The 16,860-nt window shown below is 66.1% G+C and carries 11 protein-coding genes; 3 read left to right on the top strand and 8 right to left on the bottom strand.

Translation table 11 applies throughout. From position 1 onward, the window contains the following. Positions 1-127: 127 nt before the first annotated feature. The 5 genes from AKJ09_RS19875 to gltB all read right to left on the bottom strand — a co-directional run bounded on the left by AKJ09_RS19875 (position 128) and on the right by gltB (position 9,477). A complete protein-coding gene (locus AKJ09_RS19875) occupies positions 128-1,810 on the bottom strand; it encodes a phospholipase D-like domain-containing protein (protein WP_146648775.1) in 1,683 nt (560 codons plus the stop codon). Between the two features lie 168 nt (positions 1,811-1,978). Further along, positions 1,979-2,308 carry a hypothetical protein gene (locus tag AKJ09_RS19870; RefSeq protein ID WP_146648774.1) on the bottom strand — a complete coding sequence of 110 codons (330 nt, stop codon included), beginning with the start codon at positions 2,306-2,308 and terminating at the stop codon, positions 1,979-1,981. Between the two features lie 26 nt (positions 2,309-2,334). Beyond that, entirely contained in the window at positions 2,335-3,282 is a 948-nt protein-coding gene (locus AKJ09_RS19865; protein ID WP_146648773.1) for a lamin tail domain-containing protein, read from the bottom strand. A gap of 136 nt (positions 3,283-3,418) precedes the next feature. After that, positions 3,419-4,864 carry a glutamate synthase subunit beta gene (locus tag AKJ09_RS19860; RefSeq protein ID WP_146648772.1) on the bottom strand — a complete coding sequence of 482 codons (1,446 nt, stop codon included), beginning with the start codon at positions 4,862-4,864 and terminating at the stop codon, positions 3,419-3,421. Positions 4,865-4,869: 5 nt separating this feature from the next. Next, entirely contained in the window at positions 4,870-9,477 is a 4,608-nt protein-coding gene (gene gltB, locus AKJ09_RS19855) for a glutamate synthase large subunit (protein WP_146648771.1), read from the bottom strand. Positions 9,478-9,640: 163 nt separating this feature from the next. On the opposite strand from gltB, the gene AKJ09_RS19850 reads away from it, so the two are divergent. The 3 genes from AKJ09_RS19850 to AKJ09_RS19840 all read left to right on the top strand — a co-directional run bounded on the left by AKJ09_RS19850 (position 9,641) and on the right by AKJ09_RS19840 (position 13,891). Then, positions 9,641-11,116, top strand: a complete 1,476-nt coding sequence (locus AKJ09_RS19850; RefSeq protein WP_169927681.1) for a DUF2314 domain-containing protein — start codon at positions 9,641-9,643, stop codon at positions 11,114-11,116. A gap of 186 nt (positions 11,117-11,302) precedes the next feature. After that, entirely contained in the window at positions 11,303-12,385 is a 1,083-nt protein-coding gene (locus AKJ09_RS19845; protein WP_146648769.1) for an ATP-dependent DNA ligase, read from the top strand. Between the two features lie 3 nt (positions 12,386-12,388). Next, positions 12,389-13,891: a phenylacetate--CoA ligase family protein gene (locus AKJ09_RS19840; protein ID WP_146648768.1), complete on the top strand. Its 1,503-nt coding sequence runs from the start codon at positions 12,389-12,391 to the stop codon at positions 13,889-13,891. A gap of 12 nt (positions 13,892-13,903) precedes the next feature. Here AKJ09_RS19840 and AKJ09_RS19835 read toward each other — a convergent pair whose 3' ends face one another. The 3 genes from AKJ09_RS19835 to AKJ09_RS19825 all read right to left on the bottom strand — a co-directional run bounded on the left by AKJ09_RS19835 (position 13,904) and on the right by AKJ09_RS19825 (position 16,802). After that, the gene (locus AKJ09_RS19835; RefSeq protein WP_146648767.1) at positions 13,904-14,524 is read right to left on the bottom strand and encodes a glutathione S-transferase family protein; all 621 of its coding nucleotides are present in this window, start codon (positions 14,522-14,524) and stop codon (positions 13,904-13,906) included. Positions 14,525-14,630: 106 nt separating this feature from the next. Next, entirely contained in the window at positions 14,631-15,278 is a 648-nt protein-coding gene (locus AKJ09_RS19830) for a sigma-70 family RNA polymerase sigma factor (RefSeq protein ID WP_146648766.1), read from the bottom strand. A 201-nt stretch (positions 15,279-15,479) separates the two neighbouring features. Beyond that, positions 15,480-16,802: a DNA polymerase domain-containing protein gene (locus AKJ09_RS19825; RefSeq protein WP_146648765.1), complete on the bottom strand. Its 1,323-nt coding sequence runs from the start codon at positions 16,800-16,802 to the stop codon at positions 15,480-15,482. Between the last annotated feature and the right edge of the window lie 58 nt (positions 16,803-16,860).

Here is a 16,860-nt window from a genome sequence, read left to right as displayed (position 1 = left end):
CGAGACGTGGTCGAAGCATCGCTGCTCGTCGCTTTTCGACGTGCATTACGACGCTGCAAGGTTCGCGATGTGGATCGCGAATTGTCCAGGCACCGTCGCGGAGCGACCGATCGGACAATCGGAGTAGCTACTCCGACGCGGGGATCCGGCAAGTCACGTTCGGTCCACTGATCGCCGTGCGTGCCGAGTGCTTCTCGACGTTGTCGACGTAGGAGGCGAGAAACGTCTTGGTCGCGGCTTCGTCGTCGACGAGGTAACCAAATTCACCAAGGTCGGCGACGTACAGATTCTGTGAGCCGACGTAGAACGCGCGCTCGTCGACCACTACGACCTTGCCGTGATTGGCGAGGGTCTTGCCATCACTCCAAGCTTCCGCACCACTGCTACGAAGGCGCATGAGTTTCAAGTGGGAGCACACCACCTCCACCGGATCGGCGTTGCTGCGCGCGACGCGAAGGTAGGTGCGAGCCGCATCGACGAACTTGGCGGCGACTTCCTGTGGCGACCAGCCGTTGTCGTACGTGTTGAACAAGGCCTCGACGCTGCTGACGTCACCAGGGACGGCGCTCGTGTTCGACAGAACGAGGTTCACGTCCACGCCGTGTGTCATGGCACCGGCGAGCGCCGTGATGACGGCGTCCGGCCAATCGCCGAGCTCCACGCCGGCGCGATGAATCGGCCCGAGATCTTGCTGCGAGAGGTGAATGCTCGACTTCGCGGCGCGAATCATCGTGACGAGCCCGACGTCGCTCGGGTGCGCGCCGACGGCGCCGAGGCGTCCCATCGAGATGACGGAGGCCGTGCCTCCGGAGAGGAAGCTTCCGCGCGTGTTGCCGAACGCGGCCGGGCACCGCTTGTAAGGCCGTGCGGCGAGGGAATTGATCGTCGCGCGCTGCTCGCACACGACCTTCCAGAGCTCGTCGGCGAAACGCGCTGCGTCCGCCGCAGGACCACCCTCGACCTGAATCCAGAGATCATGCACGGGATCGTTGCGAAGGTAGTGCACGTCCCACATGTTCGTGCCGCCCACAAGCGCGAGCTCACCGTCGCGAGCGATGATCTTGGCATGGTTCCACGACGTCGTTCCGGAGCGCCACGTGCCCACGGAGACGTCGAGCTTCGAGCTCGCCGCCACGTCGCGCGTCAGGCTCGCGAGCGTCTTGTCCGTCCAGATGTTGCCTCCGGGAAAGTCACCGAAGAACATGCGCACACGCGGCGGGTTCGGCGCCTCGCTCATGTACGTGAGCGCGTTACGAACGGCAGCTTCGAAGCGACCGTCGGGCGGTGACAGGCTGGTGATGTCGAGCACTGTCTTGGTGGCCGTCATGGTCGACCAGATCTGGTCGAGCAGCTCGTCCGAGTGACCCGCGCACACCTTCTTGGGCGCGCCATTGCGGTGGGCCACCGTCGCCTGCAGCGTCGTGCAATGACCGTGACCTCCGCAATCACTCTCTTGCGCGCAGATCCGCAGGCCGAAGTCGGCTTCGCAGCGCGTATCTCCCGCTTCACAGCGGTCGGCGACGGAGAGGAAGGCCTGGCCCCACGTCGCGCGAGGAGGAACCTGCACGACGAAGTCGCCCGCGAGCTTGGCATCCTGGCTCACGCTCCACGTCTTTCCCTTCTGAAGCGGGAAGTTCGCGGTGAGCGCTTGAACGACTTGCTGACCGACGTACGAGAGCGGTCGCGACAAGGCATCGCCGCTCTCGGCGGAGTCGTCTGCGTCTTCACCTCCGCACGCGGCTACGGAGACCGAGGCGAGGCCGAGAAACGAGAGGGCAACGAGGCTTCGGAGGCGAAAGGAGGGCTTCATGCGGGCAATCCCGATTCGACCGGGCTTATCCCACACCAGTACACATTCCGTACCAGTCGGTCGGGTTTCGTCCAGACCGAGAATCAGCGGATTCCTCGACGGTTCGTCCCGCTGGATGGACCAGTACCGATGGATCGCCCGTCGCCCAGCCCCCTGCCCGATTCAAACCTACGAACGAACGCCGACGAGGCGGCCCGACGAGCGCGCGAACACGACCCCCGCATTCGGCGCGCAGCCGTTCGCGGCCAGCAGCTCGAGAGCCTCCACCCGAAGTCGAGGCGCGTGATCGCGCTCGTAGACTTCGAACGCCTCGCGCGACGCAAACCGATAACGCGCCTCCACGACGAGGCCCGAGTCGACGAGCAGCACTTCGCCGTGGCAGCCCCCGGCGTCGCACACGTCGGTCACGTGCTTGGCCAAGAGCCAATCGACGAACGCATCGAAGGCCTTGGCGCGGTCGGCCTCGAAGGAGATTCGGACGACGTAGGCAAAGTCCACGTCGTCCCCTCTAGCCGCGCCCCTGCTCAGGGGCAATCGCAGGCCGCGCCGGGCGTACCCTTGTCCGCGCCGCCCGGCCACTTGTTCGGCGACTGGCACCACTTCGTCTTGTCGGCGGCCGCGACGTACGTGAGCACCTTGAGCTGAACGGATTGATTGACGTTGCCGGAGGTCAAACCGAGCGTGCTGTATTTGGCGCGCGCGATCTCCGTCGTTCCGTTCTTGAGAACGACCGAGCCGTTCGTATTACCGAGCTGGATGACCGTATTCTGCGTGGTGCCGACACCGTAGTCGTAGGCGATGACCGACGCGGGGATCTTCGCCGTGTTGGTGGCTCCCGCGAGGCTGTTGACGAAGAGGATGTACGCGCCCGGCTGGATCTCGAGCGTCCCTTTGATGGTCGCCTTACGACCGTTGTAGTCCTCGATGGTGAGGCCGCTCAAAAGCTTCGGCTGCGCGCTGGCGTTGTAGACCTCGAACCACTCGGTCGTGTTGTCGTCGGTCGAGGGGTCGAACATGACCTCGGAGATCACGACCTCGCCCTGCAGCGGGAGGACGGAGCCTCCCGGGCCGGGATCGCCGGCATCCGCGCCAGCGTCCGTACCGGAGTCGGTTCCCGCGTCCTTGCCCGCATCGGTGCCGGAATCCGTTCCGCTGTCCGTGCCCGAGTCCTTGCCCGCGTCGGTTCCCGAGTCCTTGCCCGCATCGGTTCCGGAGTCGGTGCCGGGATCGACGTCGGCGTCCGGCTCTTCGCCCGGATCGGGCTGCGCGTCCTTCGTGGGAATCAGCGTGTCGGACTTCGCGTCGGACGCGTTCTGCTTCGATCCGTCCTTGGTCGAGGCGTCGGACGACATCGACTCCTCGTCGTCGATGGAGTCCGTCTCGGACGTCGCGCATCCCTGAACGATGACCCCCGCGGTGCTGGCGAGGAGGACGGAGAAGAGCGCGGCGTGCCGGAGCGTAGATGGGCGCATGCTGCGCGCCTTATGCGATGAGTTGGCACGTCGCGCAACGAGTTGCGTGCAACAAAGTTGCATCAGCAACGCGCCGTGTACGGGAAATACCTAGGGCAGAGCTCGCGACCCCACCGCGTTCAGTGTTGATCAGGATTCAGGGTGCCGAGTGTGCGCCGACTCCGCCGGGAAGGACGCGAAGTTTGCGCGACGTCAGGAAAGCGCTGACCCCGGCCGCGACGCGACGACCATCGGCGATGGCCCAGACCACCAGAGACTGACCGCGAGAAGCGTCGCCCGCCGCGAAAATCCCCGGAACGCTGGTCGCCCCGGACTTGTCGGAGACGACGTTCCCACGGGCATCGAGGGCGAGCCCGAGCTCCTCGACGAGGCCTGCGCGCTCGGGGCCGGTGAACCCCATGGCGAGGAAGGCGATGTCGCAGGGGATCTCGAACTCCGAGCCGGGCAGCTCGCGAATCGACCCGCCGGTCAGCTGCGCGCGCACGCCGAGGAGTTTTGCGACACGCTTCCCCGACGCGTCGGCGGCGAAGCCTTTGGTCACGACGCTGAACTCCCGACCGCATCCCTCCTCGTGGGATGACGAGGTGCGGTAGACGAGCGGCCAGGCCGGCCACGGATTCTCCGGCATGCGGACGAGCGGGGGCTTCGGCATCAATTCGAGCTGTACGACACTCGCGGCGCCCTGGCGGTTCGACGTGCCGACGCAGTCCGAGCCGGTGTCGCCGCCGCCGATGACGACGACGTGCTTGCCGGTGGCCAGGATGTCGCGTGCCGAATCGAGCATATCGCCGGCGACGCGCTTGTTCTGCTGGACCAGGTAGTCCATCGCGAAGTGGATGCCCTCGAGCTCGCGACCGGCGACGGGCAAGTCACGAGGCACGCGCGCGCCAGTGGCGAGAACCACCGCGTCGAACGCGGGACGGAGCTCCTCCGCGCGAACGTCGACGCTCGTGCGGAAGACCACGCCCTCGGCGCGCATCTGCTCGAGGCGCGCATCGATGACGGCCTTCTCCAACTTGAAGTCGGGAATGCCGTAACGAAGAAGGCCGCCAATCCGGTCGTCGCGTTCGAACACGGTGACGTCGTGACCTGCGCGCGCGAGCTCCTGCGCCGCCGCGAGGCCGGCAGGACCCGAGCCCACGACGGCGACCTTCTTGCCCGTCCGCACCTTGGCAACGACGGGCACGAGGCCTTCGCTGCCGATCGCGTTGGCGATGGTGCGCTCGACGTCTTTGATGGTGACCGGCGCGTTATCGATGTTGAGAACGCACGAGGCCTCGCACGGAGCGGGGCAAACGCGGCCGGTGAACTCGGGGAAGTTGTTCGTCGAGTGGAGAACGCGCGCGGCGTCGGTCATGCGACCGCGCCACACGAGATCGTTGAACTCGGGAACGAGGTTTCCGAGCGGGCAGCCCTGATGACAGAAAGGAATGCCGCAATCCATGCAGCGCGACGCTTGCGCGGTGAGCTCCTCGGGCGACGGCTCGTGCACGAACTCGGCGTAGTCGTTCACGCGCTCGTCCACCGGCCTCTCGGACGGCTTCTTGCGCTTCACTTTGATGAATCCGCGGGGGTCGGCCATGACGTCTAGCCCTTCACCAGCTTGAGGTGGCGCTCGCTGCTCTTCGCCGAAGCCGAGGCAGGTGCATCGGCGTTACCGCCGTTGGCCGCCGCGAGGCGACCTTGCTCGAGGATGCGCTTGTACTCGATGGGAATCACCTTCTTGAAGCGCGTCCGGAGGATGGGCCAACCGACGAGGAGCTCTCGTGCACGCACGCTCTCGGTGCGGGCCACATGCTCGGTGAGCAGCGCGTGGAGCGTGGCTTCGTCTTCGTCTTCGGCGACGGGCTCGATCGCGACGAGCCCCATGTTGCAGCGCGAGGCGAAGGTGTTGTCGTCGTCGTAGACGAACGCGACGCCGCCACTCATGCCGGCGCCGAAGTTGCGGCCCGTACGTCCGAGCACGACGACGGTACCACCCGTCATGTACTCGCATGCGTGATCGCCCGCGCCTTCCACGACGGCGGTGGCGCCGCTGTTGCGCACGGCGAAGCGCTCGCCGGCCTTGCCGGCGAAGAACGCACGCCCGCTCGTCGCGCCGTAGAGCACCGTGTTGCCGACGATGACGTTGTCTGCGGCGACGAACGTGCTCTCGATTGCAGGATACACGCACACGATGCCGCCCGACAGGCCCTTGCCCACGTAATCGTTGGCGTCGCCCTGGAGCGTGATGGTCATGCCCTTGGCGGCAAAAGCACCGAACGACTGCCCCGCCGTGCCGGTGACCTCGATGCCGATGGTGCCTTCCGGCAGCCCCTGAGCGCCGTGTCGACGAGCAACTTCACCGGCGAGCATCGCGCCGAACGTGCGGTGCGCGTTGGTGATGCCGAAGCTGATGCGCACCGGCTCGCGGCGATCGAGCGCCGGACGCGCGCAGTCGATGAGCGTGCGATCGGCCACGTGATAGATGCCGTGGTCTTGCTCGGTTTCGTTGTGGAGCGTGAGCCCCGGCTTGGGCTTGGCGAGCATGCGACCGAAGTCGAGCGTGTGGGCCTTGCCGCGTCGTTCGCGCGGGGTCACGCACTCGACGCGACCGACCATGTCTTCGACGCTTCGGAAGCCGAGCGTGGCCATGATCTGGCGGAGCTCCTCGGCCACGAAGAAGAAGTAGTTGATGACGTGCTCGGGCTGCCCCTGGAACTTCGCGCGCAGCGTGGGGTCTTGCGTGGCAATCCCCACGGGGCACGTGTTGAGGTGGCATTTGCGCATCATGATGCAGCCCTGCGCAACGAGCGGCGCGGTCGCAAAGCCGAACTCCTCGGCGCCAAAGAGCGCGGCGAAGGCGACGTCGCGACCGGTCTTGAGCTGACCGTCGGCCTGCAAGATCACGCGTGAGCGCAGGTCGTTGAGGAGGAGCACCTGCTGCGCCTCCGCGAGCCCGAGCTCCCAGGGCGTGCCTGCGTGCTGGATCGACGAAAGCGGGCTTGCGCCGGTTCCACCGTCGTGACCGCTGATGAGGATGACGTCGGCATGAGCCTTGGCAACGCCCGCCGCGATCGTGCCGACGCCCGACTCGCTCACGAGCTTCACGCTGATGCGTGCGCGGGGATTGACGTTCTTCAGGTCGAAGATGAGCTGCGCGAGATCTTCGATCGAGTAGATGTCGTGGTGGGGCGGCGGGGAGATGAGCGTCACGCCCGGCGTGGAGTGGCGCACGCGGGCGATGACCGAGTCGACCTTGTGGCCGGGCAGCTGGCCGCCTTCGCCGGGCTTCGCGCCCTGGGCCATCTTGATCTGGATCTCGTCGGCGTTGACGAGATAGTGCGTGGTCACGCCGAAGCGCGCGCTCGCCACCTGTTTGACGGACGAGCGTCGAACGTCGCCGCGAGCGTCGCGCACGTAGCGAGCCTCGTCTTCACCGCCTTCGCCGGTGTTCGAACGGCCGCCGATGCGGTTCATTGCGACGGCAAGATTCTCGTGAGCTTCTTTCGAAATCGATCCGAAGCTCATCGCGCCGGTGGCGAAGCGCTTGACGATGCTTCGTGCCTCTTCGACCTCGTCGATCGGAACGGCCGGCCCATACGGAACGAGATCGAGCTGACCGCGCAGGGTGACCGGACGCTCCGTCTGCTCGTTGATGTGCCGCGCGTACTCGGCGTAGGACTTCGCGTCTTCGAGGCGCACGGCCTTCTGGAGGGAAGCGATGCTGTCGGGCGTCCAGAGGTGGCGCTCGCCCGTGGCGCGCCAGGCGTAGACGCCGCCCACGTGGAGATCCTCCTGCAAACGCGCTTCGTCGACACCGGAGGCAAAGCCGGTCGCGTGGCGCTCGAGCGCTTCGTTCGCGATGACGTCGAGCCCGACGCCCGAGAGCGGCGACGCCGTCCCGGTGAAGTACTCCTCGATCACTTCGTTCGAGACACCGAGCGCCTCGAAGATCTGCGCGCCGTGATAGCTGGCGATGGTGCTGATGCCCATCTTGCTCATCACCTTGAGTAGACCCTTCTTGAGCGCGTTGACGTAATTCTTCTGCGCCACCGCGAGCTCGACGTCGCGCTCGAGCGCATGGTCGTGGACCATCTCGGCAATCGACTCGAAGGCGAGATACGGGTTCACGGCGCCGGCGCCGTAACCGATGAGGAGCGCCACGTCGGCCACTTCGCGCGCGTCCCCCGTCTCGGCGACGATGCCCACGCGTACGCGCTTGCCTTCGCGAATGAGGTGGTGGTGAACGGCGGACACGGCGAGCAAGCTCGGGATCGGCGCCATGTCGGCCGACACCGCGCGATCGCTGACGACCAGGATTTTCGCGCCATCGTCGACCGCGCGCGAGGCCGCTGCACGCAGCGTAGCGAGCGCCTCACGCAGCGCCGCTTCGGGATTCTCGGAGACCGCCGCGAAGTGCGCGGGCAGCACGCTGACTCGGAAGTCGCCCGCGCCGCGGACGATCTTCGCCATGTCGCCGTTCGTGAGGATCGGGTGAGGCAGCTCGAGCAGGTGACACTGCTCCGGCGTCTCCGCGAGGAGATTGCCCTCACCGCCCACGCAGCTGACGAGGCTCATGACGAGGTCCTCGCGGATCGGGTCGATCGGCGGATTGGTGACCTGCGCGAACTGCTGCTTGAAGTACCGGAAGAGCGAAACAGGGCGCTCGGAGAGCACCGCGAGCGGAACGTCGGTGCCCATGCTTCCGACCGGCTCTTCGCCGGTGAGGGCCATCGGCCCGAGCAGCACACGGAGATCTTCGCGCGTGTAACCGAAGGCGCGGAGGAGTCGCTCGCGCTCGTGGCGATCGATCGAAAAGAGCGCCGGAACGTCAGGCAGGTCCTTCAGCTCGATCTTGTTCTTCTCGACCCACTCGCCGTACGGCTGGGTGGAGGCGACTTCGCGTTTGATCTCTTCGTCGGACACGATGCATTTGCGCTTCGTGTCGACGAGGAACATCTTGCCGGGCTGAAGGCGCCCCTTCTCCGCGATGTCGGAAGGCTCGAAGGAGAGCACGCCGAGCTCGCTCGCCATCACGACGAGGCCGCTCTTCGTCACCACGTATTTCGCGGGGCGAAGACCGTTTCGGTCGAGCGTGGCGCCGATCATCTCGCCGTCGGTGAAGGCAAGCGCCGCGGGGCCGTCCCACGGTTCGACGAGCGACGCGTGGTACTCGTAGAAATCGCGCTTGTGGCGCGGCATGTCCGGCTGCGTGCTCCACGCCTCCGGCACGAGCATCATCATGACGTGCGGAAGCGAGCGGCCGCCGGCGACGAGGAAGTCGACGACGTTGTCGAGCGAGGCCGAGTCCGAACCGCCGGGGCGGATGATCGGCTTGAAGTCCTCGATGTGCTCTTCGAAGTGCTGCGAGGCGAGAAGCGATTCGCGCGCGCGCATCCAGTTCTGGTTGCCGCGGAGCGTGTTGATCTCGCCGTTGTGAGCGATGCGACGATACGGGTGGGCGCGCTCCCACGTGGGGAACGTGTTCGTCGAGAAACGCGAGTGAACGAGGGCGAGCTGGCTCTCGAAGTCGTCGGCGAGGAGGTCCCGATAGAAATCGGTGAGCCTCTCGGGGCGCATGAGGCCCTTGTAGACGACGGTCTTCGAAGAGCAGCTGGCGACGTAGAAGTCGTCGCCGTAGCCCTTGGTCGCGCACATCTTGCTCGCGCGCTTGCGAATCATGAAGAGCGTGCGCTCGAACGCGGCGCGATCGCACATGCGCGCGATGAAAAGCTGACGCATCACGGGCATCGAGGCGCGCGCGACCGGACCGACGGCGCGAATGTCGACGGGCACGTCACGCCAGCCGACGACCTTCTGGTTGTGGTACCGCGCCACGTCCATGAAGGCCTTCATCTGAAGCTGGCTCTTCACGGGGTCGCGCGAGAGGAAGCACTGGGCCACGCCGTAGTCGCCCGCGAGCGGCAGCTCCTTGCCGTCCTTGGCAAGAACGCGCTCGAAGTAGCGATGCGGAATCTGAACGAGGATGCCCGCGCCGTCCGACGTGTTCGGATCTGCTCCGGCCGCTCCACGGTGCGCGAGGCGGCGCAGAATCTCGACGCCCATTTCGACGGTGCGGTGGCTTGCCCCCTTCTGGAGATCGACGACGAAACCCAGGCCGCACGCGTCGTGTTCGAACGACGGTTCATAGAGTGATTCCGGCAGTGATTCCGGCACCTTGGAAGCCGACGGCGGAGGGAACGGAGGCCGCATGACTCTCCTTGTATATCAGCCGTAACGCACCGCGCCAGGCGACCTGCCACACAAATTCGATGTGCGAGAACGGGGACCGCAAGCTTGCGAGAACGTTTCGAAATGGTCGTCCGTATCGGCAAGGTCGCGGCCTGGGGCGCGTCATGGAAGGATGCGCCCGCCCATGGCGCGAAACACGACCAAGAAAACCGCGCGGAAGTCACAACCCTCGAACGACCAGCGCGTGCGCCTCGTCCTCGGCGCACTCGTGGTTGGTGTCGGTGCGCTCGTGGTGTGGTCGTCTCAGCACGACAAGGAGCCCAGCTCGAGCGACGAAAAAAAATCGTCGTCCGCAGCGAGCTCCAGCGGGGAGACCACATCGGACGCGGGGACGAGCTCACGCTCGCGCGAGAAGCTTCCACGCCTCCGTGAAGCGAGCTCGGAGTTCGCCGTTCTCACGGACAAGTCGCCCGAGGCCGTCGCCAAGATCGCCGATCCGGAGGCCGTCGCGGCGCACCTCGACACGCACGTCTGTGGCTCGGCATGCGCTGCCGTGAAGACGTTCGTTCTCGACGCCGAGAGCTTCGAGGTCGAGACGACCACGGCCGACGACTACATCCTTCCGCCGCCCGAGTCGTTCGACGTCATCGGCTCGAGCCTCTCGCGCGCCGAACGGGCGACCATCGCCACACGGCCCACCGTGGTCGTCGTGCGAACACACGGTCCCGTGACGAACGATCAGCTCGTGGCACGCGCCGGGTTCGCCGCCACCGCGATCGTCGCCGACGCACTCGGCGGACTCGTCTACGACGAAACCGAGCGACGCATCGAGAACGCATCGCAGTTCGCAGCGCACGTCATCACCGTTCCACTCGGGCAGCCCGTCTTCTCACCGAAGCAGATCGTCATCCAGCTCTATCGACAAGAAGACGGAACCGCGCGCCTCCTCACGCTCGGCATGGCCCGCTACGGAAGCCCCGACTTCATGCTCCGTGGCGCGAGCATGCGGGCTGCCACGTCGCTCTCGCACGTCGTGAATGCCATTGCGAACGACGTCGTCGCCGGCAAGACGGACCTCCCGTTCAAAGTATCGCTCGCCGAGCTCGCGACGATGACCGGCAAGAAGCCCACCGAGCTCTCCAAAGCGCCCGCCGCTTCGCAACCGGTCGCCGTCGATGCGGTCCCCGCCGAGCGCACGGAGGGCGATCCGGACAACGACATGGTCGAGCTCGTCGCGCAGAGCTCGCCCGACTGGGACGAGGCCATGGCCAACCTCTTCGGCGAGCCTCCCGACGTCGTGCACGCAGCCTTCGACAAGGAACTCGAGGGCGTCGCCGGTCGCGCGCGCAAAGAGTTGCCACGCGCCGTCCAGCGCTTCGAACGACGCGACGGACAGCTGTACGTCAAAGGGCCATTTCCCATTCCAGGTGCAGACGCCGATTCGGATCAAGTCGAGTGGATGTGGGTCGAAGTCTCGTCATGCGACGCCAAAGGCTGCTCGGGAACGCTCTCGAACACGCCCGGCTACGCCACGAATCTATCGGCCGGCAAGCCGGTCACCGTCGACCGCACGCGCGTTGCGGATTGGATGTTGAGAATGCCGGACGGCGGCATCACCGGCGGCGACTCGATCGAGGTCTTGCGCAAGCGCTCGCGTTAATCGGCTCGGTGAATGCGCCCGCGCCTGCCCAAACGGCGACAGCGACTGCACGGCGCTCTCCACCAAGCTCGGCATTCCCTTGACGTGCCGCGCCTACGGTGACGGCAAGTTCTGCGATTTTTGACGGAGCACCGCGTCGAGAAAAGCGAGAGCGACGAGGGGAGATGTTTTGCGTACCCTGGCGGCGTGCAGCTCCCTTTCAATCCGCCCCTTCTCCCCATGTTGGCCAAGCGCGTCTCCGACCTCCCGGACGACGGCGACTTCATTTTCGAGCCGAAGTGGGATGGCTTTCGCGCGCTGATCTTCCGCGACGGCGACGAGCTCTTCATCCAGAGCCGTGACGAGAAGGGCCTCGATCGCTACTTTCCGGAGCTCGCCGCGCCACTCAAGGCCCAACTTCCCGAGCGCTGTGTGCTCGACGGCGAGGTCGTCATCGCGAACGGCTCGAAGCTCGATTTCGAGGCGCTCCAGTCGCGCATTCATCCCGCGGCCTCGCGCGTGAAGATGCTCGCGCAGGAGATGCCGGCGTCGGTCGTCTTCTGGGATCTGATCGCGGAAGGTGATCGCGATCTACGCGGCCTGCCCTTCCGCGAGCGCCGCGCGCGTCTCCAGGAGATCCTCGCGAAGGCCGAGCCGCCGCTCCACGTGACGCCCGCCACGGAAGACCGCGCCATCGCCTCCGATTGGTTCTCGCGCTTCGAGGGCGCCGGGCTCGACGGCGTCATGGCCAAGCCCGCCTCGGGCATCTACGAGCCGAACAAGCGCTCGATGTTCAAGGTGAAGCACGAGCGCGAGTGCGATTGCGTGGTGGCTGGCTTCCGCTGGCACAAAGACGGCGAAGGCACCGCGATCGGCTCGCTCTTGCTCGGTCTCTACGACGAGGCCGGTCAGCTGCAGCACGTCGGCGTCTCCGCGAGCTTCACGGCCGAAAAGCGTCGCGCGATGGTCGAGTTCCTCGCGCCGTATCGTGAGAACGCGCTCGACGATCACCCGTGGAAACACTGGGCCGGCGATGGCTCCGAGGCCGGTGCACCGGCACGCATGCCGGGAGCGAAGAGCCGCTGGAGCGCAAAGAAGGATCTCTCGTGGCAGGCGCTGCGCCCCGAGCTGGTCGTCGAAGTCGCCTACGATCACATGCAAGGCACACGCTTCCGGCACACGGCGCAGTTCCGTCGCTGGCGTACCGACAAGAAGCCCGCCGACTGCAACTACGCCCAGCTCGAAGTGGTCGCCCCGCACGAGCTCGCGAAGATCTTCGCCGCGCACTGATCGATGAACGAAGCTCGCCGAGACCGTGTTCGCGCGGCGTTCGACGCCTTTCTCGGGACGTCACTCGACGATCTCTTCAAGGCACACCGAGCCGAAGATCCGGTCACGAGGGCGCTCGACCTCTTCCACGAGACCGCGCGCGACGTGCCGGCCTACGGCGCCTTCCTCGACGAGCACGGCATCGATCCGGCCCGCCTTCGCACACGCGAAGACTTCGAGCGCCTGCCGCTCCTCACGAAGGACGGCTACCTCAGGAAGTACCCGCTCGCCTCGCGCTGCCGAAAGGGCGACATCTTCACGTCGGACACGATCGCGGTCTCGTCGGGCTCGACGGGCGAGCCCACTTTCTGGCCGCGTTCGATGGCCGACGAGCTCACCATCGCGAGGCGCTTCGAACAGATCTTCGCCGACAGCTTCGGCAGCCCGAACAAGCGCACGCTCGCCGTGGTCTGCTTTCCACTCGGGACGTGGGTGGGCGGGATGTTCACGACCGCGTGCGTCCGGCATCTCGCCTCGAAGGGGCATCCGATCTTCACGGTGACCCCGGGCAACGTGAAGGCCGAGATCCTGCGCGTCGTCACCGCGCTCGCTCCACAATTCGAACAGACCGTTTTGCTCGGCTATCCGCCATTCCTCAAAGACGTCGTCGACACGGGCATCGCGGCGGGGATCCCGTGGTCCGAGTATGCGATCAAGCTCGTGCTCGCCGGCGAGGTGTTCACCGAGCAATGGCGAACGCTCATGGGCGAGCGCGCAGGCATGAAGCAGCCGCTGCTCGATTCGGCATCGCTCTACGGCACGGCCGACGCAGGCGTGCTGGGCAACGAAACACCGGTGAGCATCGCCATTCGTCGCTTTCTCGCCGACCGCCCCGACGACGCGCGCGCCATCTTCGGCGAAGCGCGCTTGCCCACGCTCGTGCAGTTCGACCCTTGCGTGCGGTACTTCGAAGAGCACGAAGGCACGCTGCTCTTCACCGGCGAAAACGGCGTGCCGCTCGTGCGGTATCACATCTCCGACCGCGGCGGCGTGATCCCCTTCGACGCGATGATGGCGCGCATGCGAGCCCTCGGTTGCGACCCCATCTGCCTGGCGCAAGAGGCCGGCGCAGGCGCGATTCGCGAGCTACCGTTCGTCTACGTCTTCGGTCGTTCGCATTTCGCCATTTCCTACTTCGGCGCGAACGTCTTTCCCGAAATGGTGAGCGTGGGCCTCGAGCAGCCCGAGGTGGCCCCGCACGTCACGGGCAAGTTCGTGATGCAGGTCGTGACCGCCTCCGATCAGAATCTCGAGCTCGCCATTGCCGTCGAGCTCGCGACCGGTCGCGAAGGGAGTGCGGAGCTCGAAGAGAGAGTCGCTCGCTCGATCCTGACGCACCTTCTCGAGCTCGACTCCGAGTTCGGCGCCTACGTCCCCAAAGACCGCCAGCGCCCACGCATCACGCTCCACGCCGCGGGCGATCCGGAATGGTTCCCCGTCGGCGTGAAGCATCGCTATTCGCGCTGACGCGCGCTTCGTTCACCCGCGGGGCGCGACGGCCTTCCAGGCAGGGAGCTCCTGGACGCGCGCAAACCACGCTTGCAGGTTCGCGTAGGACGCGAGCGGGAGCTGCGCGGGGACGGCGACCATGAGCGGGCAGCCCACGGCGATGTCGGCGAGGGTCACGCCGTTGCCCACGAGCCACTCGCGCTTCTCGAGGTGGCTGTCGAGAACCTTGGCGAAGTCGTGGAACATCGTCACCGCCTTGGCGACGACCGCCTCGTCCGGCTCGCCCATACCGAGGAACTTCTTCACCAGACGCTCCCAGTTGATCTGCGAGATCGACGGACCCCAGTGGTTGGCGCTCCAGAACATCCACTTGTTCACTTCGGCGCGCGCGCGAAGCTCCGTGGGGTAGAGCGTCTGGCCAGGGGTCTTGTCGGCGAGGTAGGCCATGATGGCCTGCGACTCGGAGAGGACGAAGTCGTCGTCGACGAGAACCGGCACCTTGCCGTTCGGGTTCACCGCCATGAACTCGGGCCGACGCTGCTCGCCCTTCGCGAGGTCGATCGTCACGAGCTCGGGCTCGATGCCGAGGTGGTGCGCGGTGACGCGTGCCTTGAGTGCATTCGACGAGAACGGCGAGTGGTAAAGTTTCATCAGGTGGCTCCCTTGTGAAAGAGACCCTACCGCACCTGACTGACAGCGGAATGTCAGTTTTTGACGACCCGCCTGTGCACCCGCCTTTCCCCTCGTCACGCCTCGCTCAGGCGGCGAGGGCGTCGATCCCGGCGCTGACCAGCACGGACTCGAGACGGGCCTGGATCTTGTGACGCTTCGAGTAGACCGTCTTGACGCTGATGTTCATCTTCTTCGCGATGACTTCGGGCTCGAGACCTTCACCGAAGTAGAGGGCGGCGAAAGTGCGATCCTTCTCGCTGAAGTCCGCAAGCGCCTGCTTGGCGATGACCGCGCGTTCGTGCTCGCACGCGAGCTCGAACGGGTCGGGCGACGACGACGCGAGCTCGAACGCCTCCGAGAGGCACTCCTTCTTCGGCTCACGACGGACGCTGCGAAGGTGGTCGTACGCGGCGTTGATGGCAAGGAGGCCAACCCACGACGAGAAGGAGCTGCCACGCGACGGATCGAAGGTGCGGAGCTTGTGCATGTCGTTCGCGAGGAGCGAGACATAGAACGACGCATAGATCTCGTTCACATCGTCCTGGCTCACGACCGTGTGGAAGCGGCGCGTGACCTTGTTGATGCAGCGGACGATGAGGCGATCGTAGTTCGTCTGGAAGCGGGCCCAGGCCGAGGGCACGTTCGCGAGCAGGGCAGCGACGAGGGCGGCCTCGGGGTGCGACTCGCTCTGGACGTTGCTCGAAACAAACCCGCGCTCGTGCTTCGTTGCCATCGTGCTCTCCGCGAATCGCAGTCGGCGACGACCCTGTCGGTCGTTTCGCTGCGTCTGACGGAGGCACGCTTCAGCAAGCCCCGGACCACCCCAGATTGCCCTGAATTTCAGGGACTTGGGCTGATCGCTCGGAAAGATTCTGCCGACGGCCAGCCGAGGCTCGGAAAAAAGATTCCGACCGGGCCAGGTACGGAGAGCCCCCTAGGGCGTGTCCTTGGCCCCCGCCTTGATCGCCTCCCGCCACGCGCGGGTGGGGTCGTCGTCGGGGTCGGGCGTCTCCTGAGGGGGCCGCTCTTCCTCTGGTACGTGCCGGAGGTTCAGTCGGATCCTCGTCCAGGTCGAAGATCTTCCGCGCATCGAGTCGACGAGGACGTCGTCGACGGCCAGGAGCTTGGCGGCCTCGGGATATTTGGCCTTCCAGCGCTCCAGACCGGCCAGGGCGGCCTCCTTGTCCGGGGAGTTCGCCACGACGATGAGGGGCATCTTCTCCCGCTTGGGCGCCGCCTTCGGGGTCGCGCCTTTCGCCCGGGAGGGGGCCACGCGCGGGGCCTCGCCATCCATCTTCTGGTAGTGGGGTGGCCAGGGCGCATCGGGAAGGCCGCTCGCCTCGTCGCGCGCCGCGAATTCGAGGAGCTTGTCGAGCGTGCCCACGGCGTCGTTCATGGCCGCGTGCGGATCGCCGATCTCGGCGAAGCGCTCGGGAACGGTCAGCACCGTGAAGTCCGCCGGGTCGCAATCGGGGATCTCGTCCCAACGAAGCGGCGTCGACACACGGGCGTCGGGCAGCGGGCGGACGGAGTAGGCCGAGCAGGTCGTGCGGTCCTTGGCGTTCTGGTTGTAGTCGAGGAACACGCCGTGGCGTTCCTCCTTCCACCACTTCGACGTCGCGATCGTCGGCACGCGCCGTTCGATTTCGCGCGAGAGCGCGATCGCCGCACGACGCACTTCGCTGAACGTCCAGCGCGGCTCGATGCGCACGTTGACGTGCATGCCGCGTGAGCCACTCGTCTTCGCCCAGCCGACGAGCCCAAGCTCGTGCAGAAGCTGGCGGACCTCCATCGCGACCAGCCGCACGTCTCCCCAAGGGACGCCAGGGCCCGGATCGAGATCGACGCGTAGCTCGTCAGGGTGGAGCAGATCGCCGGCTCGCACCGCGTGGGGATGGAGCTCGATGCATCCGAGATTCACGATCCACGCGAGGCCCGCGGCGTCGTCGACCACCACTTCTTCGGCCGTACGCCCCGAGGGAAACGACAGCGTGGTCGTGCGCAGCCACTCGGGCCGCTTCTCCGGCGCACGCTTCTGGTAGAAAGGCTGGGCCTCGGCGCCGTCGACGAAGCGCTTGAGCACGACGGGGCGATCGCGGATGCCGTTGAGCGCGCCCTCGGCGACCGACAGGTAGTAGCGCACGAGCTCGAGCTTCGTGAGCTTCGTTCGTCGCGAGAAATAGGGCTTGCTGGGGTTCGTGATCCGGACGTCTCGGCCCCCGATGGACAGGATCTCGGCTGCCTCTTCCTTGCTCACGCGAACGAGGGTACTGCGGTGACCATCTGCACGGACCGAGAATTTCGCGCCTGCTGAG

The organism is Labilithrix luteola (assembly GCF_001263205.1).
GTDB classification, from domain to species: Bacteria; Myxococcota_A; Polyangia; order Polyangiales; family Polyangiaceae; genus Labilithrix; species Labilithrix luteola.
Note: the sequence above shows the minus strand (reverse complement) of the source record. Positions and strands in the feature narration are given on the sequence as shown.